25 protein-coding genes and 1 other annotated feature are annotated in these 20992 nt (G+C 69.7%); of the genes, 22 read left to right on the plus strand and 3 right to left on the minus strand.

The features are described from left to right. Positions 1-246 precede the first annotated feature (246 nt). From AB1460_RS28850 to AB1460_RS28915, 13 genes are read left to right on the plus strand one after another with little or no spacing between them, the layout of a single operon-like run. A complete protein-coding gene (locus AB1460_RS28850) occupies positions 247-405 on the plus strand; it encodes a hypothetical protein (RefSeq protein WP_368965239.1) in 159 nt (52 codons plus the stop codon). Then, complete coding sequence (locus AB1460_RS28855) at positions 402-1010, plus strand: glycosyltransferase family 2 protein (protein ID WP_368965240.1); 609 nt, start codon at positions 402-404, stop codon at positions 1008-1010. Before AB1460_RS28850 ends, AB1460_RS28855 begins: the two co-directional genes overlap by 4 nt. Continuing rightward, on the plus strand, positions 1007-1816 hold the full coding sequence (locus tag AB1460_RS28860) for a glycosyltransferase family 2 protein (protein ID WP_368965241.1): 810 nt from the start codon (positions 1007-1009) through the stop codon (positions 1814-1816). Before AB1460_RS28855 ends, AB1460_RS28860 begins: the two co-directional genes overlap by 4 nt. Next, a complete protein-coding gene (locus tag AB1460_RS28865; protein WP_368965242.1) occupies positions 1816-2331 on the plus strand; it encodes a hypothetical protein in 516 nt (171 codons plus the stop codon). The genes AB1460_RS28860 and AB1460_RS28865 overlap by 1 nt, the downstream gene beginning before the upstream one ends. Beyond that, positions 2328-3026, plus strand: a complete 699-nt coding sequence (locus tag AB1460_RS28870; RefSeq protein ID WP_368965243.1) for a galactosyltransferase-related protein — start codon at positions 2328-2330, stop codon at positions 3024-3026. Before AB1460_RS28865 ends, AB1460_RS28870 begins: the two co-directional genes overlap by 4 nt. Positions 3027-3029: 3 nt before the next feature. Continuing rightward, complete coding sequence (locus AB1460_RS28875; protein ID WP_368965244.1) at positions 3030-3407, plus strand: HK97-gp10 family putative phage morphogenesis protein; 378 nt, start codon at positions 3030-3032, stop codon at positions 3405-3407. Between the two features lie 19 nt (positions 3408-3426). After that, positions 3427-4026, plus strand: a complete 600-nt coding sequence (locus tag AB1460_RS28880) for a hypothetical protein (protein ID WP_368965245.1) — start codon at positions 3427-3429, stop codon at positions 4024-4026. 16 nt (positions 4027-4042) lie between these two features. Then, positions 4043-5752: a hypothetical protein gene (locus tag AB1460_RS28885; protein ID WP_368965246.1), complete on the plus strand. Its 1710-nt coding sequence runs from the start codon at positions 4043-4045 to the stop codon at positions 5750-5752. Next, a complete protein-coding gene (locus tag AB1460_RS28890; protein WP_420497401.1) occupies positions 5749-6087 on the plus strand; it encodes a DUF3168 domain-containing protein in 339 nt (112 codons plus the stop codon). Before AB1460_RS28885 ends, AB1460_RS28890 begins: the two co-directional genes overlap by 4 nt. Next, on the plus strand, positions 6088-6522 hold the full coding sequence (locus AB1460_RS28895; protein ID WP_368965247.1) for a phage tail tube protein: 435 nt from the start codon (positions 6088-6090) through the stop codon (positions 6520-6522). Between the two features lie 6 nt (positions 6523-6528). After that, positions 6529-6924 (plus strand): hypothetical protein, encoded by a 396-nt coding sequence (locus AB1460_RS28900; RefSeq protein WP_368965248.1) that lies wholly within the window; start codon positions 6529-6531, stop codon positions 6922-6924. A gap of 17 nt (positions 6925-6941) precedes the next feature. Continuing rightward, positions 6942-7337, plus strand: a complete 396-nt coding sequence (locus tag AB1460_RS28910; protein ID WP_420497402.1) for a phage tail assembly protein T — start codon at positions 6942-6944, stop codon at positions 7335-7337. After that, the gene (locus tag AB1460_RS28915; protein ID WP_368965249.1) at positions 7240-8730 is read left to right on the plus strand and encodes a phage tail tape measure protein; all 1491 of its coding nucleotides are present in this window, start codon (positions 7240-7242) and stop codon (positions 8728-8730) included. Before AB1460_RS28910 ends, AB1460_RS28915 begins: the two co-directional genes overlap by 98 nt. A gap of 31 nt (positions 8731-8761) precedes the next feature. Here the strand turns inward: AB1460_RS28915 and AB1460_RS28920 are convergent. Further along, positions 8762-9981, minus strand: a protein-coding gene (locus AB1460_RS28920) for an IS3 family transposase (RefSeq protein WP_420497403.1) whose coding sequence is annotated in 2 segments (ribosomal slippage) — positions 8762-9690 and positions 9690-9981 — 1221 coding nt in all. Because the reading frame shifts where the segments join, the coding sequence is not laid out codon by codon here. Continuing rightward, positions 9584-9700, minus strand: a sequence feature (AL1L pseudoknot). Its footprint overlaps the gene before it by 117 nt. A gap of 161 nt (positions 9982-10142) precedes the next feature. Here AB1460_RS28920 and AB1460_RS28925 point away from each other — a divergent pair. From AB1460_RS28925 to AB1460_RS28960, 8 genes are all read left to right on the plus strand, one after another. Further along, positions 10143-10649: a hypothetical protein gene (locus AB1460_RS28925; RefSeq protein ID WP_368965251.1), complete on the plus strand. Its 507-nt coding sequence runs from the start codon at positions 10143-10145 to the stop codon at positions 10647-10649. Between the two features lie 23 nt (positions 10650-10672). Beyond that, positions 10673-14005: a hypothetical protein gene (locus AB1460_RS28930; RefSeq protein ID WP_368965252.1), complete on the plus strand. Its 3333-nt coding sequence runs from the start codon at positions 10673-10675 to the stop codon at positions 14003-14005. Positions 14006-14020: 15 nt separating this feature from the next. Then, positions 14021-14485, plus strand: a complete 465-nt coding sequence (locus AB1460_RS28935) for a hypothetical protein (RefSeq protein ID WP_368965253.1) — start codon at positions 14021-14023, stop codon at positions 14483-14485. A 43-nt stretch (positions 14486-14528) separates the two neighbouring features. Beyond that, the gene (locus AB1460_RS28940; RefSeq protein WP_368965254.1) at positions 14529-14822 is read left to right on the plus strand and encodes a hypothetical protein; all 294 of its coding nucleotides are present in this window, start codon (positions 14529-14531) and stop codon (positions 14820-14822) included. A gap of 16 nt (positions 14823-14838) precedes the next feature. After that, a complete protein-coding gene (locus AB1460_RS28945; protein WP_368965255.1) occupies positions 14839-15141 on the plus strand; it encodes a hypothetical protein in 303 nt (100 codons plus the stop codon). A gap of 2 nt (positions 15142-15143) precedes the next feature. Next, positions 15144-15374, plus strand: a complete 231-nt coding sequence (locus AB1460_RS28950; protein WP_368965256.1) for a hypothetical protein — start codon at positions 15144-15146, stop codon at positions 15372-15374. Between the two features lie 68 nt (positions 15375-15442). After that, complete coding sequence (locus AB1460_RS28955) at positions 15443-16288, plus strand: N-acetylmuramoyl-L-alanine amidase (RefSeq protein ID WP_368965263.1); 846 nt, start codon at positions 15443-15445, stop codon at positions 16286-16288. Further along, the gene (locus tag AB1460_RS28960) at positions 16281-16553 is read left to right on the plus strand and encodes a flagellar protein (protein ID WP_368965257.1); all 273 of its coding nucleotides are present in this window, start codon (positions 16281-16283) and stop codon (positions 16551-16553) included. Before AB1460_RS28955 ends, AB1460_RS28960 begins: the two co-directional genes overlap by 8 nt. 1320 nt (positions 16554-17873) lie before the next feature. On the opposite strand, the gene AB1460_RS28965 is transcribed toward AB1460_RS28960, so the two are convergent. Both AB1460_RS28965 and AB1460_RS28970 read right to left on the minus strand, forming a co-directional pair. Then, positions 17874-18212 carry a hypothetical protein gene (locus tag AB1460_RS28965; protein WP_368965258.1) on the minus strand — a complete coding sequence of 113 codons (339 nt, stop codon included), beginning with the start codon at positions 18210-18212 and terminating at the stop codon, positions 17874-17876. Then, the gene (locus AB1460_RS28970; RefSeq protein ID WP_368965259.1) at positions 18212-19411 is read right to left on the minus strand and encodes a hypothetical protein; all 1200 of its coding nucleotides are present in this window, start codon (positions 19409-19411) and stop codon (positions 18212-18214) included. Before AB1460_RS28970 ends, AB1460_RS28965 begins: the two co-directional genes overlap by 1 nt. Before the next feature lie 930 nt (positions 19412-20341). Between AB1460_RS28970 and AB1460_RS28975 the strand changes: the two genes are divergently transcribed. Continuing rightward, positions 20342-20647: a hypothetical protein gene (locus AB1460_RS28975; RefSeq protein ID WP_368965260.1), complete on the plus strand. Its 306-nt coding sequence runs from the start codon at positions 20342-20344 to the stop codon at positions 20645-20647. Positions 20648-20992 lie beyond the last annotated feature (345 nt).

The raw sequence follows: 20992 nt of genomic DNA on the forward strand, positions 1-20992 counted from the left end.
GGGAACTGCGCGGCCAGCACCCCCAACCCGACCCGGTCCACCAACCGGTCCCCGGCCTTCTCCTTGACCTGACCACGCCTCGGCACAGCCAGAACCTACACGATCAGACCTTAAGTTCCTGGTATTGCGCTACCGGCCGGTCGGTACGAGCTGCTCGCCAAGGCTTGGGTCGACAATTCCCTCGGTTCCGAGTCCTTTATTCAGTGTGGCTTCGTCGATGGCATCGCCGGAAATGACAACACTCGCGTGGGCGCCGGCTCCGCCTATGTGACGATGATCGCTTCCGGTGCCTCCGAGTTCATGGAGGAGACGGAGGTGGAGTATGTCTGTGCCAGCGATGCGGCGGTGGACGTGCATCGTGCCTTGCTGAAGGCCACCACGGTCAGCGCGATCGTCCTCCAGTGACCCATCTACACAGCTGCATTGTCAGCTACAAACGGCGTGAACTTACCGAGCAGACTCTCAGGAGCTACCTCTCCACGGTCGCCGTGTCGTATTCCGTGGTAATCGTCGACAACGGCTCTCCGGTCGAGGTGACGGACTGGCTGGCAGCGCTGGACGTGCCTGTAGTTCTTCTCGGCGAGAACCGGTATCCGGGCTACGCGACGAACCGGGGCTGGGAACGGATGCCGTCCGAGGCGACGTTGCTGCATCGGATCGACAACGACACCGAGTTCCTGCCTGGCTGGTGCGATCGGGTGCTCGCCGCGTTCGCGGACCCGCAGGTCGGCCAGGTGGGTCTGGCCGCGGCTGGGGACGAGCCGTGGACGTCGATGCCGCGCTGGCCGGTGGGCGGCAACTCGATCATTCGCCGGGAGCTGTACGACGCCGGGCTGCGCTACTGCGAACGGCCGTGGACGGCGGGTGGAACGATGGAGGACCACCAGCTCACGAAAGACGTGTGGGCGATGGGTTGGCAGCGAGGCTGGGCAGCCGAGGCGATCGCCTACCTCGGCGGCGGCGACCCGGAGTACTACGCGCAGACCCGCCAGGCCCGGGGGCTGACGTGACCGTGGTCGGGATCAGCATGGTGCGCGACGAGGCCGACATCATCGCCGGCACGCTGTGGCACATGGCCGGCGAGGTCGACCAGCTTCTGGTCGCCGACAACGGCAGCACCGATGGCACTCGGGAGATCCTCGCCGACCTCGTCCAGCGCCTGCCGCTGACCGTCGTCGATGATCCGGAGCTTGGCTACTACCAGAGCCGGCGGATGACCGCGCTCGCCCAGACCGCGCGTGAGGTGCTCGGCGCCCGTTGGATTGTGCCGTTCGACGCGGATGAGCTCTGGTACTGCGAGGCCGGGCAGATCGCCGAGATCCTCGCTCATACTGGGCCGCCGGCCGCGTTCGCCGAGCTCACCGATCACCTGCGGACCGCCCTCGACGAGGACGACCCGGATCCGTTTCGGTCGATGACCTGGCGGGCCGCGGAGCCGGCGCCCCTGCCGAAGGTCGCGTTCCGCTGGGAGAACGGCGCCGTTGTGCACCAGGGCAACCACGGCGTCACCCTGCCCTCGGCACAGGCGACTGTGACCGCTCTCGCCGACCGGCCGCCGACGCTGGCCGTGAGGCACTTCCCGGTCCGCAGCCCCGAGCAGTTTGCCCGCAAGGCCCGCAACGGGGCAGCTGCGTACCAAGCGGCCCCCGATTTGCCGGAGACCTACGGCGCGCACTGGCGTGCCTGGGGCCAGCTCCACGCCCAGGGCGGAGACCAGCTGCTGGGCGATGTGTTCCGCGAGCACTGGTGGTACCTCAGCCCGACCGACGCCGGCCTCGTCCACGACCCCGCGCCCTACCTCCGATGGGAGAACTGATGCAGACGCCGAGCGTTGGCCGGATCGTTCACTACGCCAGCTTCGGCACCCCCGGTGGCGAGTACAAGGCAGCGTGCCGAGCCGCGGTCATCACCGAGGTCAGTGCCGTGCCGCACGAGGGCAGCGGCTGTGTAGGCCTGGCTGTGCTGAACCCGACCGGGACGTTCTTCAACCAGCACATCTGCCAGGACGAGGACTCCCATGCGGGCGGCACCTGGCACTGGCCGGAGCAGGTGTCCGCCCCCAGCGCGTCTGATCTGCTCGACGCTGCGTACCGGGAGCGCGCTCAGCTGGTCTCCTACCTCGCTCGCGTCTTCGAGGCGCACTGGGCGATCGACGAGTCCGAGCCCGAGTGGCCGGTGATCTGTATCCACACCCCGGCTGGGCAGCTGTGCTGGCATGTCGACCGGGCCGATATGAACCTGTTCCCGTCCGGGCTCGAGAACCAGCCGTCGGACTGGGACGGCCATTCGACTGAGGAGAAGTACGCCCGCTTGGCCCAGCTCGGAGCATGACGCGGGTCGCGGTGGTCGTCCCGTTCCGGTCGGATGGGGCCGAGCGGGATCGTCACTGGGCCTGGCTCGCCGCCCGCTGGCACGTCGCCTTTCCTGACTGGGAGCTGCGGCTCGGCGAGCACCCAGCCTCGGCCGGCGCCTGGTGCAAGGCGGTCGCCGTCGCCTGGGCGCTTGAGGACTGCACGGCCGAGGTCCTCGTCGTCGCCGACGCCGACGTCTGGGCCACACCTTCCAACGTCGCCCGGGCGGCCGAGCTGGCCGCCGGCGGCGCGCCGTGGGTGATGCCCCACCGGCAGGTCCGCCGCCTCTCCGCAGCGACCACCGTCCGGGTCCTCGCCGGAGAGCCGCTCGAGGAGGCCGCCGCCCCACGCTCGGCGCTCGCCGAACGGCCGTACGCCGCGATGCGCGGAGGGGGCCTGTTCGTGATCCGCCGGTCCAGCTGGTTGGCCGTGGGCGGCTTCGACGCCCGCTTCTGCGGCTGGGGTGGCGAAGACGAAGCGTTCGGCCGCGCCGCCGATGCCCTGCTCGGCGATGCTGTCCGGCTCTCCGGAGTCCTGTGGCATCTGTGGCACCTGCCGCAGCCGCGGCTGTCCCGCACCGTCGGATCCGAGCCGCAGCGGCAGCTGGTCGCCCGCTACCGGGCCGCGCGCCGGGACCGCCGCGCCATGCGGCAGTTGATCGACGAACGGGGGTAGCTGATGGCCGGGCGCAGGCAATCGGTCCGGATCGAAGGCCTCGACCAGCTGCGTGGTGCCGCGGCCCGTATCCAGGACCAGGTCCGCCGTGGGATTCAGCGGGCCGTCACCGAGTCCCTCGACGCCGTCGAGGCCGAGGCCGAGCGGCGCGCACCGACCCGCACCGGAGACCTGCAACGGGCCGGTATCGGCACCGAGGTCGACGACGACGGCCTGGCCGGAGATGTCGGTTTCACCCGGGACGGGTTCTACGGCCTGTTCCAGGAGTTCGGCACGTCGCAGCATCCCGCGCAGCCGATGCTCGGCCCGGCCGCCGAGGCCGAACGCGCCGAGCTGCCCCGCCGCATGATCCGCCACGTCACCCGCGAACTCGGAACTTGACCAACCCGAAGGAGTCACCATGCCGGTATTCGTCGACGCGGCTGAGAACGCCGCCCTTGCCGCCATCGTCGACCTCGCCGACTATGCGAGTCTGCACAGCGCCTACTCGGCGACCGGTGCGAACGAACTGGCAGGTGGCTCGCCGGCGTACGCCCGGCAGGCCATCGCCTGGGACGCGCCCAGCGCTGGCGCTGTCTCCCTCACCGGCACCGAGTCGTTCAACGTGCCCGCGGCCAGCACGGTCGCCTGGATCGGCCTGTGGTCCGCGGTTACCACCGGCACCTTCTACGGCATGATCCCCAACGGTGGGTTTACCCCACGTGCGTTCGTGGGCGCCACCACCGACACCATCACTGCCCCCGGCCACGGCCTCACCAACGGCCAGCGCGTCGTCTTCATCGCGGCCGGCAGCACGCTTCCCACCGGACTCGCCGAGGGCACCATCTACTGGGTCATCGGGGTCTCCGGTGACACGTTCCAGGTCTCCACCACCTCCGGCGGCTCCGCGGTTGACCTCACCGCCGCAGGCTCCGGCTTCGTTCAGCGGATCGCGCCGGAGGCCTACGAGCTGCAGGGCACATTCGAGGTATCCGACATCAACATCGTCGCGGGCAGCTGACGGGCCGGGAGCTGGCATGCCCAAGTTCGCCGAGCTCGCCACCGGGTTCGCCGGCGGCCTGGGCGCTGCGTTCACCGCGAGCGGTGCCGTGGCCTGGGCATCCACCGGCTCCGGTGGGGAGGTCCGTCTCACCGAGGCCGCGGACAACAGCCAGGTCCTGCGGACCACCAACGCCTGGGACCTGACCTCCAGCCACGTCGGCTGCCTGTTCCTACCGCCGCCAACTGTCAACAGCCCCGTGTGGATCTTCCGGGTGGCGCCCAGCGCGACGGACACGGCGAACTCGATCTGGTTCAACCGGATCAACGCGACCGACCTGATGCTGGAGTTGCGGACCGACGGGGCCACTGTCACCTCGACGACGCTCACCTATTCGGCGACCGACCACCGGTACCAGCGGATCTCCGAGTCGGGCGGGACGGTCTACTGGTGGACCTCTCCGGATGGGGTGACCTGGACCGAACGGTTCTCGGTGTCAGCCCCCGCCTGGGGTTCCGGGCTGACAAGCCTGTATGCCCGCTGGTCCGGCCGCACGTTCGCGATCCCGCTGGCCCAGTACGCGGTCGTTGACGACATCAACCTGGTTCCCGGGGCGGTCGAGCCGGGCCAGGGCGCAGCGACGCTGCGGCTGACCGGCACAGTGACCGCGGCCAGCAGCCGGCGAGGGCCGTCTGGCGGCCGGCTGCTGCTGGCCGCCACCGCGACCGGCACCAAACGATCTATCGGGCAGGCCGCGGGCCGCCTCGGCACCACCGGGACTGTGGCAGCGGCACGCCGGGTCACAGCTGCCCCCACCGCACGGCTCGCCCTGGCCGCCACCACGACCGCCAGCAAACAGGTCGCTGCCAGCGTCGCTGCCAGCGCCCGGCTGGCCGGCACCACCACAGGCACCACCACCAGGGACGGGACGGCCACCGCCGGCCTGCAGCTCGCCGGCTCACCGTCCGGATCCCGGGCCGTCACCCATCCGGCCACCGGACGACTCCACCTCAGCCCGGCCACGACCGCCACAGCAGCCCGCGCAGGGCAGACCATCACCCGGACGGCCTTCACCGGAACTGCTGGCGGCACGGCAGCCCGCGCAGGCACGGCCACCACCGGGCTGATCATCTCTGGTGTGGTGGACGCGACAGCCACCAGCGCAGGGCAAGGCGCTGCCACCGGCGGGCTGGTGCTGTTCGCCACCGCAGTCGGAACGGCACGGCGTGCCGCGTCCAGCACCAGCCGTGTGCAGGCTGGCGGACAGGCCGCGGCAGGTAAGACGGCAACCGGGCAGGGCGCCTCCCTTCTGCCGGTCTGGGCGGCGGGCAGCGGGCAGCATCATGCCACCCGGGCCGTAGCCGGCCGCCTCACCATCTGCGGCACGGCGACCGCTACCCGGACGGCAGGCGGCCAGGCCACCGGTGCACTCACGGCCACGGCGGCTGCCACCGGGACCCGGCGGGCGCTGGCGGCCGCCGCCGGCCAGCTGCTCCTCGCTGGCACCAGCGCCGGTGACCGGGCACTCGAACTCGATGGCTCCGCTGCCGGCCGGCTGCTGCTGTTCGCTACCGCCTCCGGGGCGCGGCGTACGACCGGGCAGGCCGCAGCCCAGCTGACCGTCACCGGCCGAGTCCGGCCGCCTCGCCGCCGGCCGGTCGCGGCGGCCGGACTCGGCCCGGTGCAGGCCGCCGTCTACGAGCTGCTGACCGCGGACCCGGTGCTGATGGGAGACCTACCGCCGTGATCACCGGTGTGTACGACTACGTGCCTGAGACCGCGGACCGGCCGTACGTGACTCTCGGCGAGGCCACCGAGGTGCCCGACAACGTCCACGGCGGGTTCGGCCGACAGACCGTGATCACGCTGCACGTGTGGACCACCGCTCGCGGCTACGCCCAGGGCAGCCAGATCGCTGACCGGCTCATCGCGCTGCTGGACCACCAGCCGCTGGCCATCGCAGGCCGCCGCTGGATCTCCACCCGGTACGAGTTCGGCCAGGCGCTGCCCGACCCGGACCCGCGGATCCGCCACCACCTGCTCCGGTTCCGCATCACCACCGCACTTCTCCAGGAGGTCTGAATGGGCGGCATGGACGGCTTCGGCACCCAGCTGCGCCGAGGCAACGGCGTCACGCCGATCGAAACGTTCACGACGATTGCGTTCGTCACCAACATCTCCGGCCCGTCGATGGAACGCGAGACGCTCGATATGACCTCCCACGGGTCGCCGGAGCAGTGGCGCGAGTTCATTGGCGGGATCAAAGACGGCGGTGAAATCAGCATCGACATGAACTACGACATCGGTGAGGCGACCCACAACGAGCTCCATGAGGACTTCGACGACGACGGGCCACGGAACTACCAGATCGTGTTCCCCGACGACGTGGAAACCGCTTGGGAGGTGCAGCTGGTCCTCACCGGCATGGAGCCGGAATACCCGCACGACGACAAGATGGCCTGCAGCGCGACCTGGAAGGTCAGCGGCAAGCCGAACCTCACCGCACTCGGGAGCTAGCTGACCATGACCCTGCTGACCCGCGACTCCATCCTCACCGCGGACGACCGGAAGACCGTAGACGTCGAGTGCCCGGAATGGGGTGGCACCGTCCGCCTGCGCTCCATCTCCGGCGCGCAGCGCGACTCGTTCGAACAGTCCTGCCTGGTGCAGAAGGGCAAGACTCGCCAGGTCAACATGCGCAACGCCCGCGCCAAGCTGATCATCCTGTGCGCGGTCGACGAGACCGGCGGCCGCATGTTCTCCGACGGAGACCTGTCTGCCCTCAGCCGGAAGAACGCCAAGCCGCTCGACCGTCTGTTCGAGGAGGCGCAGAAGCTCTGCGGCCTGTCCGACGACGACATGGGTGAGCTGGTCGAGGATTTCGAGAAAACTCAGGACGAGGATTCCATCACCGACTAGCCCTCGCCCTGGGAGGCATGACCGTCGGCGAGCTCCTCGCCCGTATCGACTCCCGCGAACTCACCGCCTGGGCCGCCTACGAACAGGTACACGGCCCCCTCGGCCCCCTCCGCGGCGACTACCACGCAGCGCTCATCGCCGCCACCATCACCAACATGCTCGCCGGGAAGAAAGCCGGCCGGAAGAAACTCAACGACTTCCTCCTGGAATGGGACCGGAAACCCCAGACCTGGGAAGAGCAGCTCGCTCTCGTCCGGGCGATGAACCGCCGCCTCGGTGGCACCGACACAACTGAACAGGGGAGGCGCGCGGCAGATGGCCACGACCAGTCGCCTCGCGACTCTGCTGGTCCGGATCCAGGGCGACGCCGACGGGCTGGAAGGCGAGCTCGACGGGGGCCTGGCCCGAGCTGAGTCCAGCGTCCAGCGGGCGGGCGACCGGATCCGTACCGCCTCGTCCGCCATCGGCGCCGGTGTGGGGGCCGGGCTGGCCGCCGGCATCACCCAGAGCCTGGAAACCGAGGCTGCCGGCGACAAGCTCGCCGCCCAGCTCGGCGCCTCCGGGGACCGTGCCGCCGAGCTCGGCCGGATCCAGGGCGACGTGTACGCCTCCGGGTGGGGGGACAGCCTCGACACGGTCGGCGTCGCGATCAAAGGCGTCCAGCAGAACATCGGTGATCTCGGCGAGGGGGCCGAGGGCGGACTGGAAGGCATCGCGTCCAAAGCCCTCATGGTCTCCGAAACCTTCGATCAGGACCTCAGCATGACCACCGCCGCGGTCGGGAACCTGCTGCGTAACGGCCTGGCCGACGACGCCGACGAGGCCTTCGACATCATCACCGCCGGCCTGCAGGGCTCCGGCGACAAAGCCGGCGACCTGCTGGAGACCTTCAACGAATACGCGCCACTGTTCGCGCGCGTAGGCGTCGATGGCCAGACCATGACCGGCCTCATCTCTCAAGGCCTGCAGGGCGGAGCCCGTGACGCCGATCAGGTCGCCGACGCGATCGGCATTTTCGGTGAGACCGCACTCAAGGGTGGCACCGCGGTCGAGGAGGCGTTCTCCTCGATCGGCCTGAACGCCGACGAGATGTCCGCGAAGATCGGTCAAGGTGGTCCGGCAGCGCAGCAGGCCCTGCAGATGACGATGGATGCGCTGCGCGGAACGTCCGACCAGCAAACGAAACTGAACGCGGCCGCCGCACTGTTCGGTGACCCGGCTAACACCCTCGGCGCCGCACTGTATGCGCTCGATCCAGCAACTGCCGCAGCGTCCGCCGGCATGGATAACATCGCCGGCCGCACGGACGCCGCCATGACCACCATCAGCGACAGCCCGGCCGCCGCCCTGGAAACCTTCAAACGCATCTCCATGCAGAAGCTGGGCGAAATCGCCGGCGGCTTCGTCACCTTCGGGATGGCGAACCAGGGGGTGCTGCAGCCCCTGCTGATCGCGCTGGGAGTGCTCGCCGGGGCGATCCTCGCGGCGCGGGTGGGTATGGCTGCCTGGACGGCTGTGCAGACTGCCTGGCGGGTGGCGACCGCTGTCGGGACGGCCGCCCAGTGGGCTTTCAACGCGGCGATGTCCGCCAACCCGCTGACGCTCGTGGCGCTTTTGGTGGTCGCTTTAACGGCCGGAATTGTCGCTCTTTACATGAAATCCGAAACGGCGCGCACCATTATCAATGGCGCGTTTTCGGGTATCTGGTCAGCGATGCAGTTTGTCTACAATTGGGTGCGGGATAACTGGCCGCTTTTGCTGGGCATTTTGACCGGGCCTATTGGTATGGCGGTTTTGGCTGTCTGAACCGCCCCGGGTTCCATAGAGCGCCGGATGCTTACACTTCGGCGACTATATCAGCTTCGCTCTTAAGGTAGAAGAGGGATTCAAACTCGGCTGGTGGCATGTTTCCGCATCCGCCGTGGATCCGCCGGTTGTTGTACCAGTCGACCCACTCGAACGTCGCGAGCTCGAGATCGTCCGCGGTGCGCCACGGCCCCTTGCGGTGGACAAGCTCCGTCTTGTACAGTCCGTTCACCGACTCGGCGAGCGCGTTATCGTACGAATCTCCGACACTGCCGACCGACGGTTTCGCTCCGGCTTCGACGAGCCGGTCGGTGTAGCGGATAGACGTATACTGCGACCCCCTGTCGGAGTGACACACAAGGCCGTCCAGCGGCTGCTCTTTCCGGCCCCAAATCGCCATCTCCAGCGCATCGAGAGGAAGATCCGTGCGCATGGTGGTGTCGAGCCGCCACCCGACAATCTTCCGGGAATACACGTCGATCACGAACGCCACATACACCATGCCCGCCCACGTCGGAACATAGGTGAAGTCGGCAACCCACAGCGCGTTCGGCCGGTCCGCCGTGAACTGCCGGTCCACCAGGTCCGCCGGCCTCGGCGCGGCAGGGTCGGCACGGGTCGTACGGGGCCTGGCCCCGCCACGCAGCGCCCCGGTCAGCCCGGCGGCCCGCATCAGGCGCTCGACCGTGCACCGGGCCACCGTGATCCCCTCTCGGTTCAGTACCCGCCACACTTTCCGCGCGCCGTACACCTCGTAGTTCTCCTTCCACACCCGGGTGATCTCGACGAGGAGTTCGGCATCGCGCAGCGAACGCGCCGACGGCGGCCGCTTCTTCGCGGCGTAGTACGACGACGGGGCGACCTGCAGCACATCGCAGATCGGCTCGACCCCACCGAGGTCTTCCTTATGCTGGTCGATGAACGCGACTACCGCGGCAGTCGCGGGTCGAGCTCCCGCGCAAAGAAAACCGACGCCGCTTTCAGGATCTCGTTCGCGCGCTTCAACTCGCGATTCTCACGTTCCAACTTGGCGATACGCGCCGCATCCGGCGTGGTCGTCCCCGGACGAGTACCCTGATCGACCTCCGCCTGGTTCACCCACACCCGCAACGTCGCCGGATGCACATCCAGCCGCTTCGCGACTGTCGAGATCGCATGCGATGCGTCCTCGGGCTGCTCACGGCGGATCTGCAGCACGAGCCGAACGGAACGTTCACGGAGCTCGTCGGGGTACTTCCTGGGAGCGGGCACGACTCGATCCTCTCAAACGGACCGGTCTCCACCGAACCCGGGGCGGTTCAGTCGTCAAACACTGGGATTCTATCCGGAATGGGGCGTCGGCTGCGCTCGGCTGGGTGCGTGACAACTGGCCTTTGCTGCTGAGCATCCTGACTGGGCCGATAGGCGCGGCGGTGATCCAGATCGTCACCCACTGGGATTCGATCAAGAACAAGGGCGTTGAGATCCTCAACTGGTTCAAGGGCCTGCCGGGGGAGCTGACCTCGGCGCTCTCCTCTATCGGACAGATCATCTACGCGCCGTTCAAGGAGGCGTTCAACGGCGTGGCCCGTGCCTGGAACCGCAGCGTGGGCTCCGTGGGATTCAGCGTGCCTGGCTGGGTGCCTGGCCTCGGTGGGAAGGGCTGGTCGATCCCGGACATCCCGCTGCTCGCTGCCGGCGGGGTCCTGCGCCAGGGCGGCGCCGCGGTCGTCGGCGACGCAGGGCCCGAGCTGCTGGACTTCCCCGCAGGGGCCAGGGTCACCCCGCTACCCCGCGGCGTGTCCGGGGGAGCGGCTGGCGGGCAGCAGCGGGTGGTGCTCGACGTGACCGGCGCCGACGAGGAGTTCAAGAAGCTCCTCCGGAAGATGGTCAAGGTCGATGGCCGCGGCAGCGTCCAGACCGCGTTTGGGGCCGGCTGATGGCTCCCAGGTCGCGCGTCCAGATGCGGTTCGGTGATGCCTGGACGGAGGTCGACGACGATGTCCTCGTCCGTAACCCGATCTCCATCAGGCACGGCCAGGCCGACGAGGCGCCGCGGGCCGATGTCGCGACGGCCTCGTTCAGCCTGAACAACCGCCTCGGCCAGTACAGCCCCCGCAACCCGTACAGCCCGTACTACGGGCTGCTCGGTCGCAACACCCCGGTGCGGATCGGGGTGCAGGCCGGCCCGGTCCATCTCGACCTGGACGAGCCTGACGGGCGCATCACCACCCCCGCCGACCCGTCGCTGAACATCGCCGGCGACATCGACATCCGCGTCGACCTCGCCGGTGACGGTGCGGCCCGCGGCGGCTGGATGACCCTCGCGGCCCGCTGGGACCGCACCACCGACCAGCGGTCCTGGCTTCTCAACGTGGCCGCAGACGGGCGCCTGGTCTTCGAGTGGACAACCGACGGCACGCTGAGCACCTACCTCACGGCCACCGCCCGCGTTCCCTGCTGGGATCTGTTCCGCGACTGCCGGACGGCCGTCCGCGTCACGATGGACGTCGATCACGGTGGCGGTGGGCGCACCATCAATTTCTTCCAGGGTGCGAGTGTGAACGGTCCCTGGGACATCGTCGACACGGTGGTGCAGGCCGGCACCACCAGCATCTACGCCTCTGGCGCAGCCCCGGTCGATCTCGGCGTCCCGTCCGGGCTGGAGCAGGCTGGACCGTGCCGGGTGTACGGCGCGCAGATCCGCAACAGCATCGGCGGAACCATCGTCGCCAACCCCGACCTCACCGCCCAGGCGCCGGGTGTGGCGTCGTTCGTGGACTCGGCTGGGCGCACGTGGACGGTCGCCGGCGCGGCGGAGATCACCGGCTTCCGGACCCGGTTCGCTGGCGAGGTGGCGTCCTGGCCGGCCAGCTGGGATGTGTCCGGCCGCGACGTCACCGTGGCGGTGCAGGCCGCCGGGATCCGCCGCCGTCTCGGCCAGGGCGCCAGCCCGCTGCAGTCCACCCTGCGCCGCCGGCTCATGGGCGGCAGCAGGTTGCCGTGCGCCTACTGGCCCTGCGAGGACGGGGCCGACGCTCTCTACGCCGCCAGCCCGCTCCCTGGCTGCGGTCCGCTGGTGACGGAGGGCTGGACGTTCGCTGGCGGAGGCTCGCCGGCAGGGTCCGCGCCGCTGCCTGTGATCGACACCCCCTCCTCCGCAGTCGGCCTGGTCCCCGCCTACCGGGGCACCGGCGAGTGGCGGGTCGAGATGGTCATCACCGCCACGGACCTGCCCACCAGCGGCGTCGAGCCGCTGATGAACATCCTCACCACCGGTACCGTCACCCGACACCGGATCTACCTCGGCGGCTCCCCGACGGACATCACTCTCACGGGGTATAACGCGGCCGGGGGCGTGGTCTACGGCCCGATCACCTACCTGATGGGGAGCACCGTCACCCCGTACACCTGGGGCCGGTTCGCGCTGCTGGGCCGTCAGGTCGGCGGCAACGTGGAGATCACCGCCATGTGGACCACGATCGGTGGCGGCCTCGGATTGTTCTCTGCCACTCCGTACGCGGGCAGCGTGGGGGTGGTCACCAGCTGGCAGTGCACCCCCGGCGCCGGCTACCAGGGCCTGCAGATCGGTCAGGTCACCATCTGGGACGACGCCGACACTGACCTGTACGCCTCCGCGGACCATGCGTTCCGCGCCGAGACGGTGGCGTCGAGGCTCTTCCGAGTCACTAGCGAGGAAGGCGTACCGGTGGCCGTCGCTGGCGGTCTGGACACCCCCGGCGCGCTGGGTTCACAGCCGATCGCGTCCCTCTTGGACGTGATCGGCGAAGCGGCCGATGTGGACGGCGGGCAGCTGCACGACCGGCGAGCCACCCTCGGCATCCGCCTCCGCGGCCGCCGCACCGTCTACAACCAGGACCCGGCCCTGGTCCTCGACTACGCCGCGGGCGACGTCGCGCCCTACCTGGAACCGGTGGACGACGACCAGGCCACCGTGAACGACGTCGCTGTTGTCCGCAAGGGCGGCGCCTCCGCCCGCCGCGTGCTGGAAACCGGCGCCCTGTCCGTGCAGCCACCCCCCCTGGGAGTCGGCCGCTACGACACGTCGCTCACCCTCAACCTGGCGCAGGACGCCCTGGCCGAGCAGCACGCCGCCCACCGCCTCGCCCTCGGCACCGTCGACGAAGCCCGCTACCCCACCGTGCGCGTCGACCTGCTCGCCAGCCCCCACCTCGTCGCCGAGGTCCTCGAGCTCGGCCCGCTGGACCGCATGCTGCTGATCAACCCGCCGCCACACATCCCCCCCGACGACATCGACCTGATCGTCCGCGGCTACACCGAAACGATCAACGTTGCTCGGTGGGATGTGGAGCTGAACTGCACCCCCGGCTCACCCTGGCAGGTCGGCACCTGGGGCGACCCGGACTCCCGGGCTGACACCAGCGGATCCGCCCTCGCCCAGGCCGTCGCCCAGACCGGCACCCAGCTCGTCGTCGCCACTCAGCTCGACCCCGACCACGACCGCCGGCCCTGGGTGCCCTCCGCCGGCCCAGACGCGCAGACCAGCCAGCACCCGTTCGACGTACGGGTCGGCGCTGAGGTCGTCCGGGTCACCGCTGTGGACAGCTGGGCCCGGGACGCCTTCGGGCGCACCAGCTCGGCCGGGTGGGGCAACGCTGATGTGGGCGGTGCCTGGCAGGAGGTCAACGGCCTGTCCACGGACCGGACCGTCGGTGCCGGTGCCGGCACGATCACCCTCACCACGCCCGCGGACCTGCAGCGCCAGCAGACCCTCCTCGGCGACATCGCCGACGTCGAACTCTCCGTCCGGCTTTCCCTCGGCCAGACCTCGACCGGAACCGCGATCCTGCCCGCGGTACTGCTGCGCCACATCGGTGTGAACGACTTCTACCGGGTGCGGGTGCACGCCGAGACCGGCGGCACGCTCGGCCTGTCCGCGACCCGCACCACCACACAGATCGGATCCGCGGTCGCCACCGGCCTGGCCTACAGCCCCGGAGCCGTGTTCGGTCTGCGGGTTCGCCTGGTCGGACACCAGATCCTCGCCCGCATCTGGCCGGTCGCCAACGCCGAGCCTGGCTGGTGGCAGCTCGACGAGACCGTTACCACCTTGACGATCCCCGCCGGCCGTGTCGGCCTCGTCGCTTCCTGTTTCGCAGGCAACACCAACGTCAACCCGATGATCACTTTCGACAACTTCCAGGTGACCTCCGTGCAGCGGCTGACCGTCACCCGCGCCATCAACACCGTCTCCCGCGCCTGGCCGGCCGGCACCCCTGTCCGCCTCGCCCGCCCCACGCGCATCGCCCTGTGACCGGAGGCCGCCCACGTGACGCAGCCGCTCCCCCCGAACTTCTACGCCGGATCGATCATCGACGCGGACGACCTGCAGGGCATCGCTGGCGGGCCCGGGCGCACCCCCTACATCCCATCCCTGACCAACATCAGCATCGGGAACGGTACGCGGGCCGGCTGGTACCGCTGGCTCAACAGCGGCCTCATCAAAGTCCTCGCCCAGGTCGTCTGGGGAAGCACCACCACGGTCGGCGGAGTGATCGAGATCGGCCTGCCCTCCGGCGTCACGCTCGACGTCACCATCCCGCAGCTGGGACTCGCGCTCGCGACGGACAGCAGCCCATTCACCCGCAACGAGGGGCTCACCATCATGTCCGCGACGACCTTCAGCCGCGTCATCTTCGGCTCGACAAACAACACCGGAGCGAACGCGACGTACCCATGGACCTGGGGCGACAACGACGCACTGATCGTCTCCGGTGAATTCCACGTCGTCTGACGGCCCGATAGCAGCGCCACCGCACAACATCAGATGAGGGGACATGCGCCGATGGTCGACGCCAGCAGCCGCGGGGGTGCGCGACTGGATCTCGTTTCTCGCCGGCCTCGCCGGAGTGGCCCACGAGACCCTGGCCCGCGAGGTCGACCGGCCCGCCCTGCTGCTGCTGTTCGCGGCCCTCATGGGGCTGCCCTTCGCACTCCAGGCCGACCAGGCCCAGCGGGAGCATGCACCCGAGCCGCCGGCGCCGCCGGCCGAGCCGCCACCCGGCCCGCCGGATGGGCCCGGCGACGCTGGCCCACCACCCTCTCCTACATCGCGGCCGCGGCCGCCCTGATCCTCCTGGTGGCGCTGTGCCCATGACCCCGGCCCGGCTCGCCCGCTGGGCGCTGACCCTGCTGCTCATCGGCCTGGCGGCCTGGTACGTCCGAGGCAACGAGAGCGCGCTCGAGCAGCTGCGGCGCGAGGTCCGCGCCGACTGCGCCTACAAACGCGACGTCACAGGCGTCCCGGCTCGGCTCCCAGAGTCCACCGGGCCAGTCACCCTGACCCTGGCCTGGGACGCGCACGACGCCTACCTCGCGAAGGGCTGCGTCGACGAGCTCGGCCCGCTCGCTCCACCCCCGCTACCGCGGCCCCCGGTCGAGCGCGAGTAGCCGTGGGCGTCTGGGATGAGGTCCGCGACGGCGTGCCCTGCCGCGAGATCGACCGGGCCACCTGGACCGACCGTCACACCAGTGCCGGCGACCCGCCGCCGGCGTGGATGGGCCCGGCCGGCCGCCGACCCGCAGAGCAGGCCGCGGACCGGCTCCGCTACGCCGCGCTCCTCATCGCCCTGGCGCTCGTCGCCGGCGGCACCTGCGTCCTGTCTTTGGGAGGTCTGCAGTGACAGCCCGGCCCACCCGCTACCCGGGCGCCCGCTGGCGACCGATCCCGATCAACCACTCCGACGGCGGGATGGCCACGCAGACCCGCGGCCTGATCCCGCACGTCCAGATGGGCACCGCGCCGCTGTTCGGCTGGTTCTCCGACCCGGCGTCCGGCGTGAGCTCGCATCTGTGGCTCGGCCGCGACGGCGAGATGGACCAGTACGTCGCGCTCGACGACAAAGCCTGGGCACAGGGGGCCGGCAACGCGCACTGGGTCAGCTGTGAGTGCGCCGGCCGGGACACCGACGACTACACCCCGATCCAGGTCCAGCGGCTCGGCGAACTGTTCGCGTGGGGCATCCGTGAGTTCGGCTGGCGGCCGCAGATCACCGACTCGACCACCGGCTACGGCCTCGGCACCCACCGCATGGGCGGCGCCGCGTGGGGTGGCCACAGCTGCCCGGGAAACATCCGCGCGAACCGCCGCGGCGACATCCTCGCCGTCGCCCTCGGACGGTCTACCCCACCCTCACCCGCGCTCCCGGAGGATGACGTGCCACTGACCGAGGACGATCTCACCCGCGCCTCCGCCCGGTTCCGCAAGGACCTGTGGGACGACGTCAAGAAGGCCGAGACCGAGAAAGAGAAGATCAACCAGGGGTCCGCCGGACAGACCATCGGATCCGCCTACCTCAAGGCCGGCAACCTGCAGGACCGACTCTCCCGGGTCGAGGCCTACCTGGCCGGGCCGTTCGCGGCCTGGACCGCGTCCCAGGAGATCTCACTACGAGAGATCCGCGAGCTCGTCGCCGGCGGCACGGCCGCGGACCCCGGCGTCACCGCCACGGTGCTCGAGCGCCTGGACCAGGCCATCGCCGCGTTCACCGCTCCCCGCGCGTACACCCTCACCCCGACAGGAGACCCTCATGCGTAACGTCCTGGCGCGTATCGCCGCCGCGGCCCGCGACCTCGGCGAGCGTGCCGCCCGCGCGGCGCTGGCCTCGTTCGGCAGCGCGCTGACCGCCATCGTGGCCGCGGCCGCCATCGGCGACATCTCCACCGCCCGACTCCTGCTCTCCGCCGCAGCCGGCGCGGCCGCCGGCGCGGCCCTCGAGACCGTGCTCGGCGTACTCGGCGCGAACCGCGGGGCGGTCGGCAGTGCCAGCCTGGACCCGACCAACCCGGGGCCCGCCGGGTAGGCACCCGCCAGGTCCGACGAGCGCACGGCCCACCCACCCTCAGGGCGGGTGGGCCGTCTTCTTTGTGTCCGGATGCTCAGCTGGACCGCGTCCAGCTGGAGCAGTCCAAGATCGAAGTAGATCAGATCGCTCGACCTGCTGTCCCACAGTGCATGGCATGTGACATCATCGGTTGGTGACTGACGCGCTCCCGGACGGTGTTACTCTCCCGATCCTATGGACAGAGATCGATACACTGCCTGTATTCGCGGCAAATCAGTTTCTGGCTAGTGTTGCGCCAGGGCCCAACGGCGTACCAGAGGAGATCATTCTTTCCATCGGCTACACTGCTCCACCGCCCGTGCTGGGTACTCCCGAAGAGCAGAGAGCCGCTTTGCGGGCTATCGGTGCCGTGTCGGTGAAAGGGGTCAGCCGGGTGAGCGTGAGCCGGAGTCGACTCGGCGAGCTAATTGATCTACTGCAAGGAACGGCCGAGAAATTCGACGCTTCAGCGAGGAAGTCTAGGTCGTGACGGGGTCGATTGCGAATCAGGTCGTCGAAGTCTCGCTGAATCGCACTAGTGCCGCTAGAATCGTTTCTCACCCGACTTCCGGCCTTGCTGCGTCTACATCGCTTCCACGTGGACGTTCTGCGGCTTTTTCTGATACGTATTACTTTGCTGGCCGCATCCCCGGACTTTTTCTTGCGGCGAAGGTCAGTGCATCCGACGGGTACTTCTACTTTGTGGAATCAGTCACTGGTATCCACGGCGCAGGGGAGTCTCTGGAGGCTGCGGCGGAGGATTTTCGGAACGCGCTTACTGATCACTATGACTTCCTCTCAAGTTGCGAGAATCTATCGCCCGCTCTCGCGGCGCAGCTCGAGTACCTTCGCAGACACTACGGTGGCGTTTAATTGGCAATCCGCAAAGCCTCGGATGTGCGATCGGCTCTACATGCCAAGGGGATGACATCGGAAGACAGTCATCACGTAATGTTCCACAAGGAGATCGATGGCGTCACCACGATCGTCACTAGGATATCTCATGGGCAAAAGGAGATCACCGATGGTCTGGCGAAGCTCATGGGTAGTCAATGTTACCTGCGACTACGTGAATTTTGGGATTTAGTGGACTGTCCGCTATCCGAGCAAGAATGGGAAAGAATTGTAAGAGAAAGGTCGGTTGGCGGTAGGAATCCCTTCCTGGGTCGCTGATCTCACCCGGTGTCGAGCCACACTGCCGTCCTTGGTGAGCCGCGCGGCCGACCGCACACGGCCCGGCCACCCCACACGTGCGGGCGGGATGGCCGGGCCGGTTTTGTCATGCCCGGAGCCGGCCGGTCAGCTGACGATGCGCCGCAACGCCGCGAGCTCGTCCGGGGTGCCGTCGACCTTGCCGCGCTCGACGACCGCGGTCAGCCACTCACGGTCGACGTGCAGCTGCAGCTCACTGAGCCCTTCATAGTCCGTGAGCAGAAACCAGGGACTCAGGCGGCCGTACGCCGCCTCCCGCAGCCACAGCCCCCCAAGCTCGGAGACGAGCGCGCCGGCGAACCGCGCCCGGGAGGCCGGATCGTCGTCCGCCCACTCGCGCAGCGCGATCCGCAGCGTAGCGACCGCAGCCGCTGCCCGATCCGCACGCCGCGCCGCCCGGCGCTGACGCCACCGGTCCAGGCGCATCACTGCCGCCCCCGTCCCTGACGGCCGCGCCCACCGGTCGCGCGTGCACTCGGAGGCGGTTCCTGGTCGCCGTCCGGCGGCTGCTCGTCGGTGGCGGCGGTGATGCTGGCCCAGGCGGACGCCCGGGCCTGCTCGGCGACCTCCCGTGCAGCGTCAGCCCGGGCCGCACGGCTGACCGCATCCCGGGTCTCGGCGCGCGCCGCCTCGAGAAGCTCGGTCGCCTGGTCGGCTCGCTGCTGCTGTGCGGCCGCGGTCTCGCGCGCCGAGGCCAGAAGCTGCTCGGTCCCCTCCGCGCGGACGGCCGCGAGCTCGGCGGCCTGGCGCGCAGCGGCAGCATCCGTGCGGGCCTCGACCAGCGCCTGGTCAGCGTCCATCCGCGCGGCGTGCGCCTCGTCGCGGCCGGCCTCCGCGCGCTCGGCACGCTCGAGGGCCCGGGCGAGATCGCCACGCAGGCGCTCAGCCTCGACCTCCATGGCCTGCGCTCGGGTAGTCGCCTGCTCGGCGGTACGCTCAGCCGCGGTGCGGGCGGTCTCCGCCGCCGTGGCGTCAGCCTCCGCGACGGCGGCCCGCCGCTCGGCGTCGACGGCGCGCTCGCCGGCGGCCTGGGCCAGGCCGGCATGCCGTGTGGCCTCCGCGACCGCGACGGCGGTCTCGCTGCGGGCCTCGGCCGCGTCGGCCTGCGCCCGCTCGAGCTCGGTCCCCATCGCCTCCGCCGCCTCATCCGCGGTGATCCGCGCGGACGACTCGGCCGCCAGGCGCGTCTCGGCGTCGGCCACCGTGCGCAGCGCCTCCGCCCGGACCGCCGCGAGCTCGGCCGCCACGGCCTCCGGATCGGTCGCCGTCGCCAGCAGCTCCCGCGCAGCGCCCGCCGCCGCCTCGAACTCGGCCAGCAGCTCGCCCAGGCGCCCAACGGTCTCCCGCAGGGTCGCGCCCGCCAGGCTCGCTGGCCGGTCGGCCGACGCCGCAGGCTCCGCACCACCCTTACGTGCCCGGCGCGCACGGAACGCCGTCTGCGCCGTGTGGGCCGCGTTGACGCAGTACCGGGGGGCCGGCCCGCCCGTCGCCGGGGCGGGGGCGGTGGCCTCACCGCACCCCGGATACGCGCAACGCCCGTTCGTTCGTTCGTCCGCCGCGTCCGTTCGTTCGTTCGTCAGGGACGGATGAATGGATGTGGCGCGGTCTCCGGCTGGCGCGCTCATGCCAGGCCGCCGATCTGAGTCTCAGTCTGTGTGCGGTGAGATAGCTCACGTGCTCGCGTCGAGGGTGCGAGGGTGGACATCGGGTCTCCGGCAGTCAGGCGCCCGCGTGGGCGCTCTCGATGCCGTCGAGTGGGGAGCGATTAATTCGACCCCGGATGGATCGGCGCGACCTGCGACAATGCAGGTCAGGTCACCGTTCGGGGTGAAATATCTTACAAGCGAGTGGTCGCAGGTTCGATCCCTGCCGCGCCCACGCGCTGGCTCCGCATGCTTGTCGATCTTTGGATCGCCTGCGGCACAGCCGTAATACTGGCCGGGGGGACGTCCCCCCGAGCCCCCCGACGGGGCGCCTGTGGCGCCTCTGTGGCCCAGGAAATTGGCCGTTTGTAGCAACACCTGTAGCAACGCGCACGGTGGCCGCCCGTCGGGGGAGTCACTGATCAGTTGCCGATCAGGTGATCGTCGAGTCGGGCCAGGGCGGTGCGCTTCTCGGCCATCAAGCAGCGGTGCGGGCCGCGCCGCGCGACCGGCTGCGCGCGGCTTGGCGGCCGTGCTCGCCGGGCCCGTCGCACCCCGCACCGCGTGGACCATCCGAGACATCCGACGAGGGGCGCCGGTTGTCAGCGTGGGGTGAACCAGCCGGGGCACGGGCAGGGTGCTGTGGGCGTTCGTCGCGCACGCCGGTGGGCAGCCGAAAACGAGCAGAGGGCACGCCATCCGACAGCCCGCTCACCAGTGCCAGGGCGCTTCGCTCCCCGGGCAGCCTTCTCGCGGCTACCAGCGGCGAGACTGCCTGTGGTCACCCATCGAAAGCCGTTTTGAGCGGATTCAGGCTTCCCGCGGATGGTGAGGACGCTCGGGGCCTTCCCCGACAGCTCGTCGAGGTTGTGCGACTGTGGGGTGATGGGGAACCGGAAGCCGCGGAACCGGGTGCTTGGTGACCGCCTGTGGGATGACGCGGGGCGGGAATGGCGCCGTGTCGCCGGCCAGTGGGCCGATGTCGCCGAGGTGGAACGGCGCCTTGCCGATGCGCGCGTTGTCCTGCTCCACGGCTTCGGTCGCCCCTTGCAGTGGCTCACTCCCAACACCGCGACGCATCGTTGGGAGCAGATGCGGCCCCATTTCGAGGTTCCAGGTCAATACGGCGCGAGGAGCGACGACCACGACCTCACCTATGCGGCTGTGGTATGGCGCCGTGGTGACGAGCAGCTTCTGGGCTTCGAGGCGTTCTGCTGAGGGTCGACCCACGGGAACGTCCGGCAGCCAGCTTGGCAGCCAAGCCGGCGGACGACTACGGACGAGCGTGGACGTCCATGGAACCTGGACCGCATACCACCTGCACAAGTGGACGTCAGCGAACGTCCACGGACGAACCATCGATGATCTCTTAATCCGCAGATCTGGCATCCGGCTCACGGTCACACCCCGTCGCAGCGTTCCGCTCCACACCAGGTTGTCGCAGCCTCCGGAAAACTGACCCCCTGGGGGGCCGCGAAAGTTGACCCCCTGCTGAGGTAGGAGGGGTGCTGAAGGTGGAGGACTGGGCGGAGATCCGCCGGTTGCATCGGGCTGAGGGTGTAC

The organism is Parafrankia sp. FMc2 (assembly GCF_041008525.1).
In the GTDB taxonomy this organism is placed as follows: domain Bacteria; phylum Actinomycetota; class Actinomycetes; order Frankiales; family Frankiaceae; genus Parafrankia.

Excerpts from the sequence above, each read along its gene's own strand:
- AB1460_RS28865 (WP_368965242.1), top strand. The coding sequence starts at position 1,816 with ATGCAGACGCCGAGCGTTGGCCGGATCGTTCACTACGCCAGCTTCGGC.
- AB1460_RS28870 (WP_368965243.1), top strand. The coding sequence starts at position 2,328 with ATGACGCGGGTCGCGGTGGTCGTCCCGTTCCGGTCGGATGGGGCCGAG.
- AB1460_RS28875 (WP_368965244.1), top strand. The coding sequence starts at position 3,030 with ATGGCCGGGCGCAGGCAATCGGTCCGGATCGAAGGCCTCGACCAGCTG.
- AB1460_RS28880 (WP_368965245.1), top strand. The coding sequence starts at position 3,427 with ATGCCGGTATTCGTCGACGCGGCTGAGAACGCCGCCCTTGCCGCCATC.
- AB1460_RS28885 (WP_368965246.1), top strand. The coding sequence starts at position 4,043 with ATGCCCAAGTTCGCCGAGCTCGCCACCGGGTTCGCCGGCGGCCTGGGC.
- AB1460_RS28895 (WP_368965247.1), top strand. The coding sequence starts at position 6,088 with ATGGGCGGCATGGACGGCTTCGGCACCCAGCTGCGCCGAGGCAACGGC.
- AB1460_RS28900 (WP_368965248.1), top strand. The coding sequence starts at position 6,529 with ATGACCCTGCTGACCCGCGACTCCATCCTCACCGCGGACGACCGGAAG.
- AB1460_RS28910 (WP_420497402.1), top strand. The coding sequence starts at position 6,942 with ATGACCGTCGGCGAGCTCCTCGCCCGTATCGACTCCCGCGAACTCACC.
- AB1460_RS28915 (WP_368965249.1), top strand. The coding sequence starts at position 7,240 with ATGGCCACGACCAGTCGCCTCGCGACTCTGCTGGTCCGGATCCAGGGC.
- AB1460_RS28930 (WP_368965252.1), top strand. The coding sequence starts at position 10,673 with ATGCGGTTCGGTGATGCCTGGACGGAGGTCGACGACGATGTCCTCGTC.
- AB1460_RS28940 (WP_368965254.1), top strand. The coding sequence starts at position 14,529 with ATGCGCCGATGGTCGACGCCAGCAGCCGCGGGGGTGCGCGACTGGATC.
- AB1460_RS28955 (WP_368965263.1), top strand. The coding sequence starts at position 15,443 with ATGGCCACGCAGACCCGCGGCCTGATCCCGCACGTCCAGATGGGCACC.
- AB1460_RS28960 (WP_368965257.1), top strand. The coding sequence starts at position 16,281 with ATGCGTAACGTCCTGGCGCGTATCGCCGCCGCGGCCCGCGACCTCGGC.
- AB1460_RS28965 (WP_368965258.1), bottom strand. The coding sequence starts at position 18,212 with ATGCGCCTGGACCGGTGGCGTCAGCGCCGGGCGGCGCGGCGTGCGGAT.
- AB1460_RS28970 (WP_368965259.1), bottom strand. The coding sequence starts at position 19,411 with ATGAGCGCGCCAGCCGGAGACCGCGCCACATCCATTCATCCGTCCCTG.